The 19,572-nt window shown below is 42.9% G+C and carries 16 protein-coding genes; 5 read left to right on the forward strand and 11 right to left on the reverse strand.

Annotated elements, in window-relative coordinates:
* Window positions 1-66: 66 nt before the first annotated feature.
* From ACT7WV_RS09085 to ACT7WV_RS09100, 4 genes are all read right to left on the reverse strand, one after another.
* Complete coding sequence (locus ACT7WV_RS09085; RefSeq protein ID WP_445102597.1) at window positions 67-1,764, reverse strand: NAD+ synthase; 1,698 nt, start codon at window positions 1,762-1,764, stop codon at window positions 67-69.
* Between the two features lie 378 nt (window positions 1,765-2,142).
* Entirely contained in the window at window positions 2,143-2,895 is a 753-nt protein-coding gene (locus ACT7WV_RS09090; protein WP_445102598.1) for an NUDIX hydrolase, read from the reverse strand.
* Entirely contained in the window at window positions 2,868-3,458 is a 591-nt protein-coding gene (locus ACT7WV_RS09095) for a nicotinate-nucleotide adenylyltransferase (RefSeq protein WP_445102599.1), read from the reverse strand. The genes ACT7WV_RS09090 and ACT7WV_RS09095 overlap by 28 nt, the downstream gene beginning before the upstream one ends.
* Window positions 3,459-3,633: 175 nt before the next feature.
* Window positions 3,634-5,031 (reverse strand): nicotinate phosphoribosyltransferase, encoded by a 1,398-nt coding sequence (locus ACT7WV_RS09100; RefSeq protein WP_445102600.1) that lies wholly within the window; start codon window positions 5,029-5,031, stop codon window positions 3,634-3,636.
* 307 nt (window positions 5,032-5,338) lie between these two features.
* On the opposite strand from ACT7WV_RS09100, the gene ACT7WV_RS09105 reads away from it, so the two are divergent.
* Window positions 5,339-5,491: a hypothetical protein gene (locus ACT7WV_RS09105; protein ID WP_445102601.1), complete on the forward strand. Its 153-nt coding sequence runs from the start codon at window positions 5,339-5,341 to the stop codon at window positions 5,489-5,491.
* Between the two features lie 659 nt (window positions 5,492-6,150).
* Here ACT7WV_RS09105 and ACT7WV_RS09110 read toward each other — a convergent pair.
* Entirely contained in the window at window positions 6,151-6,843 is a 693-nt protein-coding gene (locus ACT7WV_RS09110; RefSeq protein ID WP_445102602.1) for a hypothetical protein, read from the reverse strand.
* Window positions 6,844-7,141: 298 nt separating this feature from the next.
* Entirely contained in the window at window positions 7,142-7,840 is a 699-nt protein-coding gene (locus tag ACT7WV_RS09115; protein WP_463424157.1) for a diacylglycerol/polyprenol kinase family protein, read from the reverse strand.
* Between the two features lie 60 nt (window positions 7,841-7,900).
* Between ACT7WV_RS09115 and yidD the strand changes: the two genes are divergently transcribed.
* The gene (gene yidD / locus ACT7WV_RS09120) at window positions 7,901-8,149 is read left to right on the forward strand and encodes a membrane protein insertion efficiency factor YidD (protein WP_445102603.1); all 249 of its coding nucleotides are present in this window, start codon (window positions 7,901-7,903) and stop codon (window positions 8,147-8,149) included.
* Window positions 8,150-8,269: 120 nt separating this feature from the next.
* Here yidD and ACT7WV_RS09125 read toward each other — a convergent pair whose 3' ends face one another.
* Window positions 8,270-8,671, reverse strand: a complete 402-nt coding sequence (locus tag ACT7WV_RS09125; RefSeq protein WP_445102604.1) for a hypothetical protein — start codon at window positions 8,669-8,671, stop codon at window positions 8,270-8,272.
* Between the two features lie 237 nt (window positions 8,672-8,908).
* On the opposite strand from ACT7WV_RS09125, the gene ACT7WV_RS09130 reads away from it, so the two are divergent.
* Window positions 8,909-9,610, forward strand: a complete 702-nt coding sequence (locus ACT7WV_RS09130) for a M15 family metallopeptidase (RefSeq protein WP_445102605.1) — start codon at window positions 8,909-8,911, stop codon at window positions 9,608-9,610.
* Between the two features lie 23 nt (window positions 9,611-9,633).
* Here ACT7WV_RS09130 and ACT7WV_RS09135 read toward each other — a convergent pair whose 3' ends face one another.
* Both ACT7WV_RS09135 and ACT7WV_RS09140 read right to left on the reverse strand, forming a co-directional pair.
* Window positions 9,634-10,491, reverse strand: coding sequence for a cytochrome c biogenesis protein CcdA (locus ACT7WV_RS09135; protein WP_463424158.1), 858 nt, complete (start codon window positions 10,489-10,491; stop codon window positions 9,634-9,636).
* A 41-nt stretch (window positions 10,492-10,532) separates the two neighbouring features.
* Window positions 10,533-11,000: a glutaredoxin family protein gene (locus ACT7WV_RS09140; RefSeq protein ID WP_445102607.1), complete on the reverse strand. Its 468-nt coding sequence runs from the start codon at window positions 10,998-11,000 to the stop codon at window positions 10,533-10,535.
* Between the two features lie 203 nt (window positions 11,001-11,203).
* Here ACT7WV_RS09140 and ACT7WV_RS09145 point away from each other — a divergent pair, with 203 nt between their 5' ends.
* Window positions 11,204-12,424, forward strand: a complete 1,221-nt coding sequence (locus ACT7WV_RS09145) for an aminotransferase class V-fold PLP-dependent enzyme (RefSeq protein ID WP_445102608.1) — start codon at window positions 11,204-11,206, stop codon at window positions 12,422-12,424.
* Between the two features lie 292 nt (window positions 12,425-12,716).
* On the opposite strand, the gene ACT7WV_RS09150 is transcribed toward ACT7WV_RS09145, so the two are convergent.
* Together ACT7WV_RS09150 and ACT7WV_RS09155 are read right to left on the reverse strand one after the other, a co-directional pair.
* Window positions 12,717-13,775, reverse strand: a complete 1,059-nt coding sequence (locus tag ACT7WV_RS09150) for a hypothetical protein (protein WP_445102609.1) — start codon at window positions 13,773-13,775, stop codon at window positions 12,717-12,719.
* Between the two features lie 562 nt (window positions 13,776-14,337).
* Window positions 14,338-16,575: a GumC family protein gene (locus ACT7WV_RS09155; RefSeq protein WP_445102610.1), complete on the reverse strand. Its 2,238-nt coding sequence runs from the start codon at window positions 16,573-16,575 to the stop codon at window positions 14,338-14,340.
* Between the two features lie 1,164 nt (window positions 16,576-17,739).
* Here ACT7WV_RS09155 and ACT7WV_RS09160 point away from each other — a divergent pair.
* Window positions 17,740-19,563 (forward strand): ABC transporter ATP-binding protein, encoded by a 1,824-nt coding sequence (locus ACT7WV_RS09160; RefSeq protein ID WP_445102611.1) that lies wholly within the window; start codon window positions 17,740-17,742, stop codon window positions 19,561-19,563.
* Window positions 19,564-19,572: the final 9 nt, after the last annotated feature.

Below are 19,572 nucleotides of genomic sequence, written 5' to 3' on the forward strand. Positions count from 1 at the left end.
ACTCTTCAAGATTATTCCCAGATAAGGGGAATACTAGGAGTCAATCCCCGAAGTATTCCCAATTACTTACCACTTACTCGCGATTGGCATCCGCCAACCAGTACCAAAAGCGCGGTCAGTAATTTTTAATCCTGGAGGTGCCTGTCTACGTTTAAATTCGGCGCGGGCTACCATTTTCAATACTTTCTTAACCACTTCTGGCTCATGACCAGCAGCAATAATTTGAGCAGCTCCTTGATGATCGTGAATTAGCCGTTGCAAGATGTCGTCAAGGATATCGTAGGACGGTAAGGAGTCTTGGTCAACTTGACCGGGTTTGAGTTCAGCACTAGGGGGTTTACTCAGGATATTGGCAGGAATAATTTCTTGTTGAGTTGAATCTTGGACATTTTTGACCTTCTTGTCTGTCCGAGAATTGAGCCACTTACATAAAGAATAGACACGGGTTTTGGGAACATCGGCAATAACCGCTAATCCTCCATTCATATCCCCGTAGAGAGTGCAATAACCTACTGCCATTTCTGACTTATTACCCGTGGAAAGAAGGAGATAGCCAAACTTATTAGAAATTGCCATTAACAAGTTGCCCCGAATGCGCGATTGAATGTTTTCCTCAGCAATTCCTGGTTCGGTATTGGTAAATAAAGGTGCTAAAGTCTGGTCATAGCCCTGCATTAACTCCTTAATTGATAAAGTATGGGAGATGATACCTAAGTTATCAACTAATGCCTGGGCGTCAATAATCGAGTGTTCAGAACTATAGGGAGAAGGCATGAGGACGCCGAGAACATTCTCTGCACCCAAGGCAGCGGTTGCAATTGCTGCTACTAGTGAAGAATCAATACCACCACTCAGACCAATTACCACTTTCTGAAAGCCACATTTATGGGTGTAGTCACGGACACCAAGTACTAAAGCCGACCAAATTTCTTCATCAAGACTAGTTGGCATTGCTGCTACCTTGGCTGGTAATAAGTCTGGCACTGCTTCATCAAATTCGACAATTGCTAAATTTGTCTCAAAGGCAGGCAGCAAGCAAACCTTCTCTCCAGCACGGTTAAAGGCAATGCTACTACCATCAAAAATCAGGTCATCATTGCCCCCCACCTGATTAACATACAAGATGGGTTGTTGGTAACGTCTAGCACTATGGCGCAACATTGACTCTCTGATCTGTTGCTTACCCGCGCTGTAGGGAGATGCCGAGAGGTTAACCAGTAAATCGACACCCTGCTGAACTAAGTCTGCAATGGGATTGACCTGATAATTACGCTTACCCCAAAATTCTTCATCGTTCCACAAATCCTCGCAGATTGTAACACCAACGCGCACCCCGTCCAGGGTCAGAGAATTACTTTCTAGCCCTGGTTCAAAGTACCTTTTTTCATCAAAGACATCATAGGTAGGTAACAGTCGCTTGTGAAAAATCTGCTGCACCTTGCCCCTTTCTAGTAAAGCAATGCTGTTGAACAGGTGCTTGCCACCGCTCATTTGGGCTTTGGGATTTTTTTCCACTGTTCCTACTAAAACTGCCAATGAAGGCGGTAAATCCTCTGCCAGCTTTCCTAAGGTAGTTGCCATTGACTCCACAAAACTGGGATTGAGCAGTAAGTCTCGTGGCGGATAGCCACACAGTGATAATTCTGGGGTCAGTAAGAGTCGGGCTCCCTGAGAAGCAGCAGTGTTAGCGGCTTTGAGAATCTGTTGGCTGTTGCCAGCTAGATCCCCAACCGTGGGATTGAGTTGAGCGAGGGCAAGTTTCATTGTACTTAGTTTTAGTTGATTCTTCTAACCCTGTTACACTAATTAAGCAAGAGAGCCCAATCCTGCTTGTCCTAGATGCAATTGTTGAGTCATGATCTCAGGCCAATTGTACGCTACTTATACCGAATTGAGACTTTCGCAGAAACGCGATCGCAAACAAGTGATTTTAATACTTGAAATATGTTAAATTTCTGAGGTTTCAGGATGAATTTAACAGAATTAGAGAACCTTTATAGCAAGGCAAAGGCATCAGATAAAGCGTCAACTTTGTACCCTGATAGCTTAAAGGAATCAGTGATTACTTCTCGATTAAAATCGTCATCCTCAACAAACAAAATTTTCATTATCTAGACTAGATAGGTCAAGTTTTGCTTAATTCTAGATAAACACCAATGGTTTATCTTTTAATGGTGCGAAAGCATCAGCATCAAAGCGATACAAACTAGCAGGACGCCCTGCCCCTCGTGACACTTTCAGACCAGTATCAGACAAAAATCCTAGTTTAAGCAAACGAGTGCGGAAATTGGAATAATCCGCGAAGCTTTCTCCGAGAACGGTGGTATACAGTTGATAAATATCGCTCAGTGTGAATACTTCTGGCAAAACATCAAAAGCGACCGGGCTGTACTCCAATTTATTGCGCAGACGCCGATAACCATACTCCAGAATTTTATTATGGTCAAAGGCAAGCTGAGGCAGTTTCTTGATGGGATACCAAGCAATACCGTTGAGACTATCGCCAATCAATTGGGCTTCTTCAAACCGCACTAGGGCAAAGTAACTGACGGATAAGTAACGTATATCTAAAGGAGTCTGACGATGATCTTGGCCGGAAGATTTCCAGGGGTTAAAACCTGGCTCTCCGAAGGTATATAGTTGCTCTAGGTATAGGTTGTTCACCCTGATCTTTTCCGAGAGAATCCGATGAGCAGCGTTTTCCAGAGCTTCTCCGTGGTTTACCAAGGTTCCTGGTAAACTCCACCGACGACAAAAGGGTTCCTCTTGACGCATCACCAACAGTACCAAGACACGATTTTGCTGAGTATCGACGGAGAAGATAACGTTATCAACCCCGACTTGAAAATTAGCTAAAGCCTCTTGTTTTAATTGTTTGGTGCCGCTTTCTGGCATGCGTACAACTGTTGTTGGTCAATATATTCCTTGATGGGAGAAGTTACAGCTTGGGTGTCTCCCTGCTCACGATAAGCAGTGGAGGAGACTGCTGGTGCCTGAAAATCAGCAATTTCCACTGTGGCTCCCAACTGCCTCAATTGTTGGATACCAGCTACATCCACCTCGTATCCGGGACGTGGCACCACTAGTAAACTAACCTTACTCAACAATTTTTCCACTTGATACCATCGGGGTATCTGATTAACTAAGTCAGAACCAATCACCAGTGTCAATTCTATTCGTGATCCCCAATGACGACGGGCTTGTTCCACAGTTTCTAAGGTTCTAGGACTGCTGAAGCCTTGGTAGAGACGAATGTTGTGTCGGGGTGGTGAAATCTCCTCAATTAGCAACCTCAGCATTTGTGAACGTTGCTCTAGAGGTGTTTGGTGGGACTTCATGGGATTATCAGAAGCCCACACCGCCACCAAGTCATGGCGTTCTGATAGCCATTTGAGGATGGCTTGGTGAGCAGCAGTTGGTGGATCCGCACTAGTACCGAACAAAGCAATATTGACCATAGTTCAGAAGAGTTGAAGGTTATCTGCTTAGAAGTTAAAGGTTTTCTAGAGTAGAAGGCTGGAAGTTAGACTTTTTCTGTGGGCTTTCTTTGAAGATATGTGGGTTGCACCTTAGGTGCATTCGAGGTGCAAGGTGCGACATTTGCTAGATTAACAACCTTCTCATTTTTTACCTTCAGTCCTTTGATGCGGCTTCGCTTTCGAGTCTTTGCCGAGTTTTATCGGTTAGCTGTTCTAAAGCATCAGAGATTTCCACTGGTAGGGGCGTAGGATCGGTAAGTTGACGTGTTGAGTCGGGAAGACTGGCAACGGAAGTTGCTGTGCGCTTTTGGATGTTTTCTAAGATTTCCGGTAGCTGTAACCTTTGACCTCGTTGCATCACCAGTTGCAGCAGGGGTCGTTCGTTAGGTTGACAGGATTCTTCTGCCTGTCCTAACCTATCTTTTTGAATTGTACCTCCAGTGTCTTGGCGATAGATTTGCTTACGACCAGGATAAGTCTCTTTGCTACTCGATTGCTTCATGGTGGCGATGCCATCAATTTCTACCAGTTTGTAGACTCCGTTAACAGTATTTCCAGTAACCAGCTTAGTGCCGATGCCATAGCCATCAATACAAGCACCAGCATTTTTGAGTCTGGCAATTTCATACTCATCAAGATCGCCACTGGCAAAGATTTTTGCTTGTGGTAGTAGTGATCGCACTTGCTGGGACAACTTGACTAAATCTCCAGAATCCAAACGCACGCCAGCAACTTTTATTTCGCCAGCTTTTTCTCTTTCTGCCAGATGCTGTGCTGCAGCTACTGTATCGTATGTATCAATTAGTAAGGGAGCATCAGGAAAATAGCGATAAAAAGCAGAAAAGGCATGCTGTTCACTCCCAGATACTGCTGAGAATGCCATTACTAGGGAATGAGCCATAGTTCCACTGGGCTTGCGGTCTAGCTTCAGCGCTGCCAGAACATTTGAGGTACTATCTAGTCCCGCCGCGATTGATGCCCGTGCTGCCCACAGGGATGCTTGGGGACTAAAGGCTCGCCTCGTACCAAATTCCAGGATTTTGGCTTCTGGCCCCGCTACATCTCTGAGCCGTGCTGCTCGCGTAGCAATCAAAGTTTGATAGTTAATGGTATTTAATAGGTAAGTTTCTACTAACTGCGCCTGCCATAGTGGTGCCTCTACCCGCAATAAAGGTTGGTTAGCAAAAATCGCGGTTCCTTCTGGTACTGCCCAAACATCGCCAGTGAAGCTACCATCTGTTAAAAGTGACCAAAATTCAGCTGGGGCGTCCTTAAAAATTCCCGTCTCTTGTAAAGTCTCTAGGTGATCTTGGCTAAAGTGAAGTTTCTCTAGGTATTCAAGTGCTTGTGCCAGCCCCATCGCTATCAGGTAACCAAAATTCTTTGGTAGACTGCGCACAAAGAGTTCAAAGGATGCTGGTTTTCTCGCCAAACCTTCACCCGCATAGCAAGCGATCATCGTCAGTTGGTAAAGATCTGTCAAGAGGCTGTAATCGGAGGCATCAATTGTCAGTTCTTGGTTTGCCAGTTTCATCACCCAGTTGAGGAGCATAGTTAGTTGCTCCGGTTATAGTACTTCTTACCAAAAATAATGCCATTTGCTGAATACGTCATACCGATCAGCAAAATTCCTGAAATATTGCCAGAAAATCAAGAGTTGGCAAACAACATTGAGCAGCTAGCAGAGTAAGTTTGAGTTCAACTCGGTTATGAGCAAATTATTGCAAATATAAACAAACAAATGTTGCAAAATTCTCCAAATCTTAAGACTTAACTATAGTATGGAATTGTAAAAGACATTTATTAACTCTGTTTCATTTTTGATAATCAATTAGTGAACTCGTTGTGAGGGCAGTTACATGGGCATTTTCCAACTGTTTGACAACATCAGCAAGTATATTTTCGGAGCGGTGGGTCGGATTTTTAGTCCCAGCGATGATGCTTATCCGGAAACTGGAGTCCAGCCTTTTAGTGGCGATCCATTTCAGGATAAGGAAGGAGAGAACTGGTAGTCATTAAGTCAGCAATTTTTCATATTTCCGTTACGTAAGACACAGAAACTTGGTGAAGATGAGTAAGTTTTCTTCACCAAGTTTTGTAATGGCAATAAAAAAGACAAATCCCCGCCTTCGAATAGAAGACGGGGCCTTTATTTAAAGGTTAGTTCTACAGACTGACTTTAGTGACGTCTACTACCTCCGACCGCTCTGGTGGGGAGTTTAGTCCCCCTTTGGTAGTAGCAAAGTGAAGGAAGCGATAAAAACTTCACGCCGTCTTCAGTCAGCTGCTTATATTATTTGTACTGTCTATGCATCTGACATCGCTCTCCTTGGATGCACAGCTAGGGATCACAGCGGCATAACTTCCCTCCAGCACAGTTTACCTTCATCTAGTAGATCTTGAGCCAACCTCTCTTATCTTTTCGAGAATACACAGATAAATCATGTATCTCTGGATAAAAGCTAGCTCTTAATCGATCAAGATAAATTCATTTAGCTGTATTTAGATTATTGCATAGAGACAAGTTATTGGACTTTAAAAGATGTAAACTATCGTCATACTTAATACTAATTCGTGATTTAAATTATCAACAAAGGCGCTACTAACTCCCTCGATCCTGATAATTTCCAGTCACTCACTCTAGTCTACTAATTAAATCTGTACTGCTTAATTACAAAGGAAGCTGGCGCAGTTGATATTGTTTTTCGTTGAAGCGCTTTTGTTCTGGTGTTAACAAACTGTAATCAACTGGTGGTCGCATATCCCACTGAACCTCAGCAAACAGAAGTAAGCTTATCGCCATAACAATACCAGTAGCGAGAAACTGCCAGCCACCAACGTAAGGCAAGAAGGCGATACCGAGAATGTGAGCAATACCAGCGAGAAGAAAAGCACGCGATCGCATTCCTATTCCTGTGCAAAAGTAACCCAAAGCACTAAATCCTAACCACAGATGACACAGGTGCATCAACACTTGCCCCCAGCCAAGAAAGATGCTTAAGTCCGTCAGTACGACCCCAGACAGCATCAAAACTACCCAGCAATAAAGTACCCACCTGAGGCGTTCTACTTTTACCCAAAAGTGAGTGAGTACAATCATCGCCACAGTACCGAGGAAGGTGAGGGTCGACCACAAAGCCGCTTGAACCACCCAACTGATTGGTAAAAACTGTGCCGTAGCAAAAATTGCCGGGCAGATTAGACCCCAGAGGACAAAAGTCTGGTCAATCCTTGTATAAGAAGCCGAAATGAGCGTCTTATCTCCAAATTCGACGCTAATGCGTAAGAGTCCCTGACGGTCTTGAAAGTCGAGTGCTTCCTGCTTGCTGCGGATAATTGGCTCTGCTGAATTGAAAAAACTCATCAAGTATTTATCGTTGAGTGGAGGTTAATTTAGCCGGAGTTATGCCCATAGAAATAAATCTTTACATATACTAAGGTAATATGGCGGGAATCGTCTACTGTTTTCAATCAATTTTTTTAAGATTTTATTTATAAACTTGGGAGATAGCTTTGCCCAAGTACCCCCAAAAGCTCCTTTAACAAAGGCTTTTGGGGGAAAGAGATCTAAGGCTGATCACTAGAGTTAGCTCTAACTCAGATATTGGTTCATTCTCAGAAAATTGCTAATTTTGTCCCTTCTGGGCTAAAAAATCCAGAACTCAAAAAATTTGATTAAGGAAAAAACCTAGTGTTGCACTACCTAAAGGCACGGTCAGGTTATCGACACCAATTTTAGAGAAAGCTTCTAAAAAAGTGGCAAATAGAGCGATCGCCACCGGCACTAGCCAAACTTGCCAAGTATTGCCGAATACGGCAAATAGAATCAGACTACTAACCACATAGCTAGCTACAGCCATAGTCAAGGAACCCTCCCAACTTTTTTTGATGCCCCAGATTTCGTAGTGATGTTGACCAAAATTCTGACCAATCAACCCAGCGAGTCCATCACCCCAAGCCATAACTAAAATACCAATAGCGGCATAAAGGTATTGGTTTATATGCCAAAACCAGGCGATCAGGATGCCAATGCTAATGGCATAGAAAAAGGTGCCTAGACTTTTGCGTCCCACGCTGTTAATACCAGGCAAGATCGGAATGTAATAAGACAAAAGTGCAATAACACCAGCAATGATTGATGCCCCTATACCTACCCAAGCAGGTATTTGTAACCACCAAGCCACTAAAATTATGTTGCCGGTGCCGATGTGAACTATCTTGCGCGTCAGTTCGGAACTGGTGTGACCATAAAAATGTAGTGCTTCTGCCAAAAGCACAACCATACCTAACACTAGGGCAACAAGACCCATGTGGAGCCACAACGCCGGGATTGATTCCAACCAAGCTACAGAATTCAGCAAAGACTTGATAATAGGAAAAACAACAACTCTCTAACACTCTATCGAGATTTGGTTACCGAGATGAAGTTATTAATAATTTGGTTGATTAGGGGTTACAGAGCTTTAATTTCTCCCATATTTCCACCAGTCTGTAGATTTCAACCCACGTGTTCTAGCTACGCTATTCAAGCAATAGACAGGTTTGGTTTGTGGCGCGGCAGTTGCCTAGCGATGCAGCGCATCTTACGGTGCCATCCTTTTCACCCTGGTGGTTATGATCCGGTGCCAGAGTCTACAAATTCGGTTAATAAGGCAAAAATCGAAGAATAGTGATCTTGAATATCAGTTAACCAATTCATAATCAATAAATCAGTTACTTTTGAGCAAAGTAACTGATTCGAGAAACAGGCAGTTACCTCTACAGACTAAAATCTCTGGTATGGGCAAGCTTCATCTCGAAGCCTCTGTCGCCGCCGGAGTCTTTTCCTCAGAAGCTTGGTCTTCTAGGACAGGTTTGGGCTTTTTCTCAAATACTTGAATGGCGGGATTTTCTAGAACAAAACCTTTCTTTGTTTTGACTCCTAACTTACCAGTAATTGCCGCTACCCACATCGGGTAAGTCTCCTCAGCCGTGGTTAATTTTTTCCAGACTTTGGGTTTAACGGTTGCGGTGAAAATCATGCCGTCGCAATCTACTTCAAACTCTTGCCAGCCATTTTTTACCGTGCGTGGCGTAGGCATCTCGCTAATCTTAATAGCCAGTTCAAGTTTGCCGGGTGGAACAACTTTATTTGATTTAGTCTGTGTTTCAGCTATTTCGCTGGCTTTACGAATACCTACAATTTCGACCATTCTTCAAGCTCCTTAGCTCATTTAAAAAGTCATCTTATAATAGCTAGGTCTAAGTGAAAAGCTCGAATCCTCTGATCACAGCTTTGAGCGTTGTTGTTTGCTGCTATGCTGACAGCAATGAGTTAGAGTATTAGGATTGCTAACTAACTGGGCATACTACTGATTACTTAGCTTGTTCAGACGAACATCACTGATAAATTTCATCAAGACATTGTTTGGAATCTGAGCAAGGCAAATATGAAACCCTATCAAAAAATTCCTATTCTGGAATGTGGCGAACCTCTGGTATCGATCCCCGGAAAACAATTTGCCCTCCTATCACCTCACCCCTACGAAAAACTGGGAGCGCCCTACGAAGGAACATCACCTTACCGTGTGCGCCAGAGTGTCCTTAGGGCTCTAATCGCCGCTCAAGCGCGGCTACAACAGCAATATCCAGGATGGCGTCTCCAGATTTTTGACGCCTACCGCCCCGTAGCAGTTCAACAATTTATGGTGGACTATACATTTGCTGAGGTAGTACGGCAACAACAACTCAATCCTGTTGAACTATCAGAAGATCAACAGCAAGAAATTTGGCATCAAGTCTACCAAATTTGGGCAGTGCCTAGCCCTGAATTAGCAACACCGCCACCTCATAGTACCGGAGGTGCCGTAGACCTTACCTTAGTGAATGATCAGGGGCAAACTGTTGATATGGGGTCTGCCATTGATGAACTCTCACCTCGCTCTCATCCAGATTACTACGCTAGTAAACTGGAAGCACCGTATCATTACCACCGGCGGTTATTGTGGCATGTTATGTCTTCATCTGGCTTTCAGCGCCATCCCGGCGAGTGGTGGCACTTTAGTTTTGGGGATCAGATGTGGGCATGGCTGTGCAATCAAAACAACTCTACCGCGACTGTTAAGGCTCGTTACGGTCGCGTTATTTCCTAGCACTGCTAGTACTTCTCTGTAATTCAGCTATTACTATTCCAGATTAGGACTACCCAGTTAATACCATTAGCTAAGTAATATATTCCGGCAAAGATCAGAGAAAAACTACTCAAGCGCACTAGCTTTTCAGAATGCTTCAATAACACCTTGGTTTGTTTAATTAAACCTGTAAACAAGCTGGCGAGGAAAATAATTGCTGTGTAGCCCAGTGCATAACTAACCATTGTCAAGGTGCTGTATATCTGGGAACCGGTGGCAGCCGCAGCAGCCAGAACGGCAAAGAGTACGGGGCTAGCACAGGGAGAACTCAGTAGTGCAAAGGTTAAGCCAACGCCATAAGGGCCAGCAACGGGCAAACTAAACTGGTTTGGTGGTAAAGGCAGAGGCAGAATACCTAGGAGGTTTAGACCCATTAGCGTAATTAGCGTACCAATAAATATATGGACATAGCCAAGGTAGCCCACCATCACGGCACCAGCAAAAGAGGAAAACAACCCCAGTAGACTAAGTGTTGTTACTACTCCTAAAACAAAAGATCCTGCTTTGAGAAAGGTATCCCGGCTAGAGGTAATTTCGCGGGTGCCAATATAGCTCAGGTTAACGGGCAGTAGGGCGAGAATACAGGGAGAGATACTGGCAATTAGCCCCCCAGCAAAGGCAATAGGTAGCAAAAGTAGCGGTTGATTAAGTAGCTGAGACTTGAACCATTGCTGATAGCTTTCTTCAAGGCTGAAGACTAAATGCTCAAATGGCTCGGATAAAGCCTGTCTGAAATCTCCGAAGATAAGGAACACTACCACCGCCGAAAGCAACCCCAAAGCAAGGAGTTTCAAGAGATTTCTGCTAATAAGGCTTTCCCCAAGCCATTTAATCCGTGTCATGTCGAGTTATTTGTCAATCATCGGAAAGAAGAAAAAACCATTCAAAATTTGCGAGAACCTTGATAGCCCGATAAATCAGCTAGTTCTTCCAAAGTATGCAAACCTGGATGAAGTTGACCATTAATTTCCCAAGAAGGAAAGCCTCTAACACCAGCACTTCTACATAGCTCTGGTTGAGGATTTTCCCCTTTGGCATCACACTCAATATAGTTAATTTCGCTAACTGCTTCTCCAAACAGTTCCTTTTGCTTCTTGCAGTAGGGACACCAATACGCGCCGTACATTTTGGCACCGATTTGTTTCAAGTGGCTGGCAAGAGCCATTATTGATGCCTTAGTTTCAGAATCTACGGTTTCTTGTTTGGGAGCAGCAACTGTAGATGACTGTGGTGAGGTAGTCACTGGTAGTGTAGATGACTCTGAAGGTAAAGCTGTAGCTTGGGGCGTTTTCACAGAGGAACAACCGGCTGCTAGCGCCAGTAGGGTAATCGTAGTAGTCCGAATGAGCATTAGTAGACTGACTCTTTGGGGTTGCATAGCTATCTTAGTGGTAGATTGCTCTAATCAGGGTAAAGAGAAAATAGGTGAGGCTTCTCCCCAGAAATGCAAGAGTTTCCTCAATATAGCCTACAGAGTCGTTGGGTTAGGACAGGAAGACAAGAACTAAATTTCTTCCCTAGTAAGTATTGCTAATGGCGATTGCTTGAGAATCAATGACTAATAACGAACCTTTGCAAGTTGATCCTAGCAGTTGGGCAAAGTTCTGGTCTCTTGACCCGACAATTACCTTTCTCAACCATGGCTCCTATGGTGCAGTGCCTTTGCCCGTGATGTTAGCCCAACAGCGATCGCGTCAGCAGTTGGAACAAGAACCACTGCGCTTTTTTATGCGGGAATTTGAGCAGTTGCTAGACCAGGCGCGGAGTCAGTTGGCAACTTTTATTGGGGCTGATGCGGCTGAGTTAGTCTTTGTTCCCAATGCCACGACGGGTGTTAATTCGGTGTTAAGGTCGCTTTCTTTTAATCCGGGGGACGAGTTACTGACAACCAACCAAGAGTATAATGCCTGCCGCAATGCACTAGAGTTTGTGGCTAGTCGTACCGGTGCACAGGTTGTGGTGGCGCGGGTGCCTTTCCCCATTCAGTCGCCAGCACAGGTAATAGAAGCAGTGCTGGCAAAGGTTTCGCCAAGAACCAAACTGGCACTTTTAGACCATGTGACTAGCCAAACGGCTTTAGTCTTTCCCATCCAGGAATTGGTGAGTCAGCTAGCAGCCAAGGGAGTAGATACCTTGGTGGATGGTGCTCATGCATTGGGAATGCTGCCACTTAATTTGCACGAGATCGGGGCGGCTTATTACACTAGCAACTGCCATAAATGGTTGTGTGCGCCTAAAGGGTCAGCCTTTCTTTATGTACAAAGAGAGAAGCAGTCACTAATTCGTCCACTGACTATTAGCCACGGTGCCAACTCACGGCGCACTGATAAGTCACGTTTTCAACTGGAGTTTGATTGGACTGGTACTGATGATCCAAGTGCCTATCTTTGCGTGCCAGAAGCGATCGCCTTCATGGGTTCCCTGCTACCTGGTGGATGGTCTGAGTTAATGGCTCACAATAAGACAACGACAATAGCTGCAAGACAGCTACTTTGTCAAGCCTTGGGAACTAAACTACCTTGTCCTGATCAGATGATTGGTTCAATGGCGGTTGTACCTTTACCCGATCAATTGCATTGGCAGGAACAGGAAGAGAAACCGCGAGGATGGCCTGTACTCCAGGATATTCTGTTAGAGCGTTTCCAGATTGAGGTGCCAGTAATTGCTTGGAGGGAACCTTCGGAGCAATTTATCAGAGTTTCAGCTCAGATTTATAACAACAGAGAGCAGTATCAATATCTAGCTAGTAAACTTTTGCAGCTAATATCAGACTGACAGGAAGATATTTTTTGGTGTTTTCTTAAGGATATGCTGGGTGCGTTGAACTGGGAAGAGTTACGAAAGTTGATCCAAGATGCACTTGGGGGATAGTAAAACTGGCTGATGAGAAGGCTAAAAAGCACTTTTTTAACCGGGATATCAAGAGGGCAGGTTTTGCGGATAGATAAGCTTTACTTACGTAAATTAATCCACCAAACCCACCCTAAAAGTCCTCTTGTAAGAGGTATCTTTAAGTTGTTAACCAGAAAGAATATGTTTCCTTCTTCCACCTAAGTCCTACTCTAATCTATTGGAGCACTGGCGCTGCACTAGGTGGTTGAGGTTTAACTTCCTGTAGCTGACCACCCGGATTAAGTTGAGAATTTTTTGGTTTATTTGTAGATGGTGCTGATGATTTTTTCTGCGCTTCTGCTGGCTTATTTGTAGATGACTCTGATAACCTTTTCTGTGTCTCTGCTGCTTTCCTTAATTTTGCTTGTCTCTCAACTTCTTCAAGGGAATTCTGCTTTTGTGAATACTCAGCCAGCTTGACTTTAGCTGTCTCATAGGCAGCCGTATTTTGAGGGATTTCCGACAGATACTTCTGAGCACCAATAAAGTCTCTCTTTACCGCCAGTCCGTAGGCTTTTTGTAGTAAAGACTTGGCTTTAATCTCCTGCTTTTGCTGATATTCAGTCAACTTGGGTTTAATTTGGGCACCAGTAGAAGTTTCGGGCGAGATTTTTTTGAGCAGGACAATAGCCTCAGTAAAGTTTTTCTGTGCTGCCTGTTGGTAAGCTTGTTGCAATAAATTTTTGGCTTCATTTTCCAGTTGAGGTTTAGCGGCAATAACAAAAGGCGCTATTTTGCGTTGCCAAACTTCAACATTAGGAGTTTGGCGAGCTTCCTCAAGTAAATCTTGCCATCGTCCCTCGTTAAAAGCTTGTTTAACAGCTTCAAACTGGGAAGCACCTGTGTCCCATTCTTGTCGCCATTTTTGACGAAAAATTACAGCTTCTTCATAAGCAGAACTGTCTTGCTCAATAGAGTCGGCTAAAGCGATCGCTTCCTCGAAATTTCCGGATTTATATTGCTCCGTTGCTTTATCTAACAGGTCAAATCCGGTATTAGCTGGAGTCGCATTAAATAGAGAATACAGCCCAACTGTAATGGCTACACCATTAAAAGTAGTCATTCCGGCTCCCATACCAGTTAGTATAGGCGGTAGCTTGGGCAGAAAAGAAACTCCTAATCCACTCTTAACAGCCCGATTTTCTAATTCCTGAGCTTCTGCCTGGGAGATTGGCGATTGCGAAGTTGTGGGAGAAAGGGAAATCAAACCGTCTGATAAATCGTCTTTGTTCATAACTTTACTCCTTGTGCGTGTTCGTCGGCATTTTCCAAATTTTTCCGGGATCGATGGTAAACTAAAATAGTTCTTTTAGGTCGTAGCGCACCATGTAGTTAAGGGAACACGCCTTAGTAACGCTTTTTGGGATATTTGACCAAAAAAACTATTTTATTCTGTAATCAAAAAACTCCTTACCACCAGAATTCCCTGATCTAGAGAACAGCTATTCAGTAATTACAAAAATCTTTTCCTAGCCCTTGAATAAACCAATTTTTTACCTGGCTGCTGTTACCTCTAAATTACCCAGGAAAGGCAGTGAATAGGGAAGTTGCCTCCTCTGGCAGAGAAGGAACAAATATAGTTTGATTAGGAGCAGAGGAAAGTCTCCCCCTTTCCTGGTAGGGAAGGGACTAGGAGATTAGTTTTTAATACTGATATAGAACTGATATAGGTGTTCTAGATATTTATTTCAGGAAATCATCAAGCTATCCGGAAGTAACCGTTAGCAAAATCATTTATAGTTCTTTTATCAATGATGAGTAGCTCAAGAGCCTTCCTTCCTCTAGGGATAGAAATGCTAGCGTCGCTTAATATTTCTTAAGAAAGTCATAGGTGACTTTAAAGGAGTAGTAGCAGTTCGCTCACCTCTACCAGGTTGGAGTACATTCGTGTTTTCCGTCTGATTTCGGTAATAGTAATCGGATACTCCAGATTGAGATTCCTTAGCTCCATTAGCTACTACTCCTAAGACAGAAGAGCCAGATACTCTTAACTCATCCAAGGCTTGCTCTAGAACTGAGCGTTTAACCTTGCCTAAACCAGCTACTAACACGATACCGCTGGTGTGAGCAGCCACAAGGCTAGCATCTGCAAACCCCAGAAGAGGCGGTGCGTCGTAAATAACTAGATCAAAAGCTGCTTGCAGCTTCTCCATCAAGTCCCGCATCTTTTGAGAGGCAAGCAGCCTGATTGAGTCAGGCGGAGTCGGACCAGCAGTCATGACAAAGAGATTTTCTTCGATTGGCGATCGTTGAATAACATTATCAAAGTCTAAGTCTGTAGAAATTACATCAGCTAATCCGTACATATTCATTACCCCCATGCGCTGGTGTACGCGGGGACTGCGCAAATCGGTATCAACGATTAACACCCGTTGACCCATAGTTGCTGCTGCTTGAGCTAAGTGTGCTGCAACTGTAGACTTCCCTTCTCCGGGTACGGCTGAGGTGATCACAAAAGAGCGAATTGGATTGTCGGCACCGAGGAGACGAACATTAGTGCAGAAGTAGCGGAAAGCTTCAAAAAAGGGATCAGCCGTGTATCTTTGAGACTGATGACCATTGAACAACTCAGAAGTGTAGCTGGCTTTGTGCACAACGGCACCTGGATCCACAGCAGGAGAAAATTCTCCAAGTTCTTTATCGAGGGGAATTACTCCCAGCAGTGGTAGCTTGGTCAGGTCTTTTACTTGCTTAGGAGTGTGAAGGACATTTCTGAGTTGGTCTACAACTAAAGCTGCTCCTATGCCTAAAAGCAGACCTAAGACTGTACCTAAGACCAAATTAGTCTTAGCACTGGCTGAAGAAGCTTGAGGATCACCAATCTCACCCAGTAACTGCCAAGGCATCTCTTTTTGGGCAGCGTCGATGCGCAAACCTTCTCTTTTGCTTAAAAATTGATTGAGGTTCTCCGTGGAAATCTGTAATTCCCTTTGGATATCAGTGTACTCACGAGTAACTGCCGACAATTGTTTCACTTGCTGATTGAGGCGCTCTATTCCTTGGCTCAGAGCTTGATTACGCACTTCTAGTTCCCGAATGCGCATTTCCACTTCCCTGGTGACCCTTTCCCCTTCTTGGCGCAGCAAGGGTAGCAAGTTTTGTCGTTGCTCCTGGAGAGTCTGTATATCTGGACTTTCTTCCCGAAAGATGGCGGACTTTTGAGCAATCTGAGAATCTATTTCCTGGATTTGCCCCAGCATCTTTTGGTAGCGGGAATTTTCAGTGAGTGCCGAACCAACAGCGGATTCAACTGGCTGTTGTGCTAACTCCCTTTGTAAGTCGGTATAAAGAGCATTGGCTTCATTGAGTTGAACTTGAAGGTCTAGTCGTTGTTTCTCAAAAGTAGCAATTTGATCAGAAAGGAGTTTACCCGTAGTTTCTGGATCAAGTAAGTTATTTTGTTGCCGTAGCGTTTGTAGTTGTTGTTGCAAAGTTTCAACCCGCCCCCTGAGCTGCGGTAATTGCTCCTCAACAAATTTCATACCCCGACGAACGTCTGCTTGGCGCTCCTCTAGACTGTAATCCAGAAAAGCATCAGACACTGCTTTTAAGACATCCTTAACTAGCTCTTGGTTAGGATCTTTGTAGCTAACTGTCAAGACATTTGGTCCATTGACTTGGATGGTAAGGCTACCATTGAGTTGGCTGTAACTCATGCCTGGGTATTTCGTCTCAAGCTGTTTAGCAATAGGAGAGAGTACTCTGGGAGAGCGTAAAACCTTAATTTTCGTTTCGTCTAGTGTCGCGGCTTTCTCTTGCCGACTTGTCAGAGTGTCGGAGACAGAGGATATAACTTCAGTTTCGACTGTCACCGGCTCTGTTAATAGTTCAAACCCAGCTTGATAGACTGGTGTATCCGTTAATGCTTTGAGCAGAGCAGCAGAAGCGACTACGGTGGTTACGCCAGCAATTAAAAGTGCGCCACGACGGATAGAGCCAAGAACTTGACCCAGGTCTAAGCCACCTTCTTCATCTTCATGGAGTTGGATATTTTTAGCTAGAGGCAATGGTTGAGAATGTTGTTCAGCCTTCATCTTGGCCTCTATAAATTGGCTGGTTTGTATGTCAGAAGTATTTTGCAATCTTGCTTTCATTTTGGCACATCTACACTCTATGTATCTACTTGCTAAGAAGCTGTGGTAGCTAAGATCCAAGTAATAAGACTTCGACGCCTTAAGCTAGAAAACCGAGTATTTTTTACAAATTTATAGAATTTACCGCAGCCTAGAGGATAAATAGGGTCAGTACATACTTTTATTTGGGAACTACTAGACCACGTAATTATTTTTGCTGTAGGAGCCTCAAGACCTTACCTAATAAGCCTTTGATTTTTTTATGACTAGAAGTAGAGTAGGTGACCGTTAATTGAGTTAACTATCAAGTAAGCTGATGCTTCAGTGCAACATTTTGAAAAGTGGAGCGGGTAATTCTTTCGGGGAAGAGAAATCAGCAGTGTAATAAATAAGATAAATTTTTACTTGAAATAGTCTTCATCGACCAGTGTCCAGTTGAACGTTCAAGCTAGGAATACTGCGAAATTAACATACACCTTAGGTAAATAAAGACGCTGTTTTTTTGTCATAGCTAGTATCATCGGTACTTTCAGCCTGTAGACGATAAATTCCTTTTGTCAGAGGTTTATATTTTTTTAGAGCTTGCCAGACTACTTTATCAACTCGGAAGCGAAGTCACCACCCTTAGTGCCAGCAAATGGAGAAAGGTATTAAGATAGCTTTAGAGAATCTTTACAAAAAATCTTCAATAATCTTCCCCAGGGTATTTGCACTCAAGGAAATTATGGCTATAGTTGACGAAGATTAGCTTGCCTAATCAAAAACACGAGTTCTGAGAGAACGTGCAGTAGGTATTTACCTAGTGTGTCGGCTTCAGTGCAGGGATTAAGGGTGTCTTCTTATTGCATTACGATATCAGGGAATAGTAAGAGCAAAAAATAAAGTTGATATCTACATGAAGCGATGCATCTATTTATAGGAAGGGAAATGCTCTACTAAGAGCTTTAGTGTTTAATGAAGTGATTGATTTACGCAGGTCTATATTGTCAGGACTTGCGGGTATTTATTATTTTTTACTGAACTTTTGCAAATTCATCAACAATTTTTTCAAGTTTATTCAGCGAATATACACTTTGTGGCAAGTCAATCAGGCAAAAACGTTTCAAGTTGGGAGTTTTATTCTCAATGATTAATTATATTTCAAGAGTATTCTATATTCTTGGCGGCAAGAAAAAACAGATTATTTTACTGATGTTTTTATTCTTGTTGACTTCTATGTTAGAGGTTTTCGGAGTTGGTCTTATAGGACCATTCATGACAATAGCTACCTCCCCTGAAGTTATTCATCAGAGTAGTTGGTCAAATTGGTTGTATACACAGCTAAACTTTCGTTCTGAAATTTCTTTTTTATCCGTTTTAGGTTTGTTAATTGTTGGTATCCTAAGCTTTAAGTCTTTGGTAGGGTTTATAGTTCAAAAATATATATTCGGATTTGGTTTCGGCGAACAGGCTGACTTACGATTGAGATTAATGAGCGCTTATTTGAGAGTTCCTTATACTTTTCATATTAGTGGTAATACCGCTCTTTTAATTCAAAATATTGTCAGCGAAACCTTGAATTTTGCCAATGGAGTGCTGATGCCAACCCTTTTCGCTGTGGCTAATTTTACTGTCGTATGCGCTCTAGTTTTACTGCTTTTAAAAACTAGCTTAACAGCCACATTAAGTATTTTAGTGGTCTTATCACTTCTTTCTTTGTTTCTATACCAGTTTAAAAATAAAATCTCTTATTGGGGTAGGGAATCTTCTGATGCGAGCCAAGAGATAATTCGCGTTATTAATCATGGCATGGGAGGACTTAAAGAAACACGGATCATTGGTTGTGAGACTTACTTTGAAAATCAGATGTCTAAGCAGGCATTGAGGTATAAGACTGCGGTAGAAGATTTTCATGCTTTCTCTCTTTTGCCACGCTACCTATTAGAGCCTATTTTAATTATTTTCCTTGTTGGCTTTACAATTACTTCTTTAATTTATAGTGAGCAAAATTCACAAAATTTAACTGGGACTTTGGGTGTGTTTGCAATGGCTTCAATTCGGCTTTTGCCTGCAGTCAGTAATTTAATGCAATCATTTAGTGGAATCAAAAAACACACTTATGTTGTTGACAGATTATATTTAGATTTAAAAAACTTAGAAGAGATAGAATCTGCTCAGTTCAACCATAATCAATTGCCAGGAAGTGGTTCTGATAATTCATTTAGTCATAACCACTCTAATAAACAAGCTATACCTTTCAAAAAAGAGATTACTTTAGATGAAATTGCATATCGTTATCCAAATACTTCAGAATATGCAATTCAAGACATTTCTTTGTCAATTAATAAAGGTCAATCAATTGGTTTAATTGGTAAATCTGGAGCAGGAAAGACTACATTAGTAGATGTAATTTTAGGTCTCTTAACAATTGAAAGTGGAGACTTAAAAGTTGACGGCGTATCCGTAATCAATAATTTACGCAACTGGCAGAATCTGATCGGCTATATTCCTCAATCTATTTTCCTGATAGACGACACCTTGGAAAGGAACATTGCTTTCGGTGTTCCAGATAATTTGATTGATAAACAAAAGTTGGAGAAAGCTATTAAGCTGGCTCAACTTACAGAGGTTGTTAGTAAATTGCCAGATGGTGTCGAGACGTCTGTCGGTGAAAGAGGGGTTCTTTTATCCGGTGGTCAACGTCAACGAATAGGAATTGCTAGAGCTCTTTATCATGAAAGGGAAATTTTGGTATTAGATGAAGCTACTTCGGCACTGGATAATGAAACAGAAACCCTTGTAACCGAGGCGATTAAATCTTTGAGTGGCACAAAAACTATGATTATTATTGCCCATCGCCTTACCACAGTGGAGCATTGTAATCGCATCTATTTGATGGATAAAGGTCGTGTTGTAGAGTCAGGGAGCTATCAAGAGGTTGTTTTAAAAGATTACCTTTCATCAAATTAATCTGATTGA

The sequence above is a fragment of the Symploca atlantica LB2515 genome, from assembly GCF_052546295.1.

Bases quoted from the DNA above. Each gene is read 5' to 3' on its own strand.
- ACT7WV_RS09085 (WP_445102597.1), bottom strand. From the start codon at position 1,764: ATGAAACTTGCCCTCGCTCAACTCAATCCCACGGTTGGGGATCTAGCT.
- ACT7WV_RS09090 (WP_445102598.1), bottom strand. From the start codon at position 2,895: ATGCCAGAAAGCGGCACCAAACAATTAAAACAAGAGGCTTTAGCTAAT.
- ACT7WV_RS09095 (WP_445102599.1), bottom strand. From the start codon at position 3,458: ATGGTCAATATTGCTTTGTTCGGTACTAGTGCGGATCCACCAACTGCT.
- ACT7WV_RS09100 (WP_445102600.1), bottom strand. From the start codon at position 5,031: ATGCTCCTCAACTGGGTGATGAAACTGGCAAACCAAGAACTGACAATT.
- ACT7WV_RS09105 (WP_445102601.1), top strand. From the start codon at position 5,339: ATGGGCATTTTCCAACTGTTTGACAACATCAGCAAGTATATTTTCGGA.
- ACT7WV_RS09110 (WP_445102602.1), bottom strand. From the start codon at position 6,843: ATGAGTTTTTTCAATTCAGCAGAGCCAATTATCCGCAGCAAGCAGGAA.
- yidD (WP_445102603.1), top strand. From the start codon at position 7,901: ATGAAGTTATTAATAATTTGGTTGATTAGGGGTTACAGAGCTTTAATT.
- ACT7WV_RS09125 (WP_445102604.1), bottom strand. From the start codon at position 8,671: ATGGTCGAAATTGTAGGTATTCGTAAAGCCAGCGAAATAGCTGAAACA.
- ACT7WV_RS09130 (WP_445102605.1), top strand. From the start codon at position 8,909: ATGAAACCCTATCAAAAAATTCCTATTCTGGAATGTGGCGAACCTCTG.
- ACT7WV_RS09135 (WP_463424158.1), bottom strand. From the start codon at position 10,491: ATGACACGGATTAAATGGCTTGGGGAAAGCCTTATTAGCAGAAATCTC.
- ACT7WV_RS09140 (WP_445102607.1), bottom strand. From the start codon at position 11,000: ATGCTCATTCGGACTACTACGATTACCCTACTGGCGCTAGCAGCCGGT.
- ACT7WV_RS09145 (WP_445102608.1), top strand. From the start codon at position 11,204: ATGACTAATAACGAACCTTTGCAAGTTGATCCTAGCAGTTGGGCAAAG.
- ACT7WV_RS09150 (WP_445102609.1), bottom strand. From the start codon at position 13,775: ATGAACAAAGACGATTTATCAGACGGTTTGATTTCCCTTTCTCCCACA.
- ACT7WV_RS09155 (WP_445102610.1), bottom strand. From the start codon at position 16,575: ATGAAGGCTGAACAACATTCTCAACCATTGCCTCTAGCTAAAAATATC.
- ACT7WV_RS09160 (WP_445102611.1), top strand. From the start codon at position 17,740: ATGATTAATTATATTTCAAGAGTATTCTATATTCTTGGCGGCAAGAAA.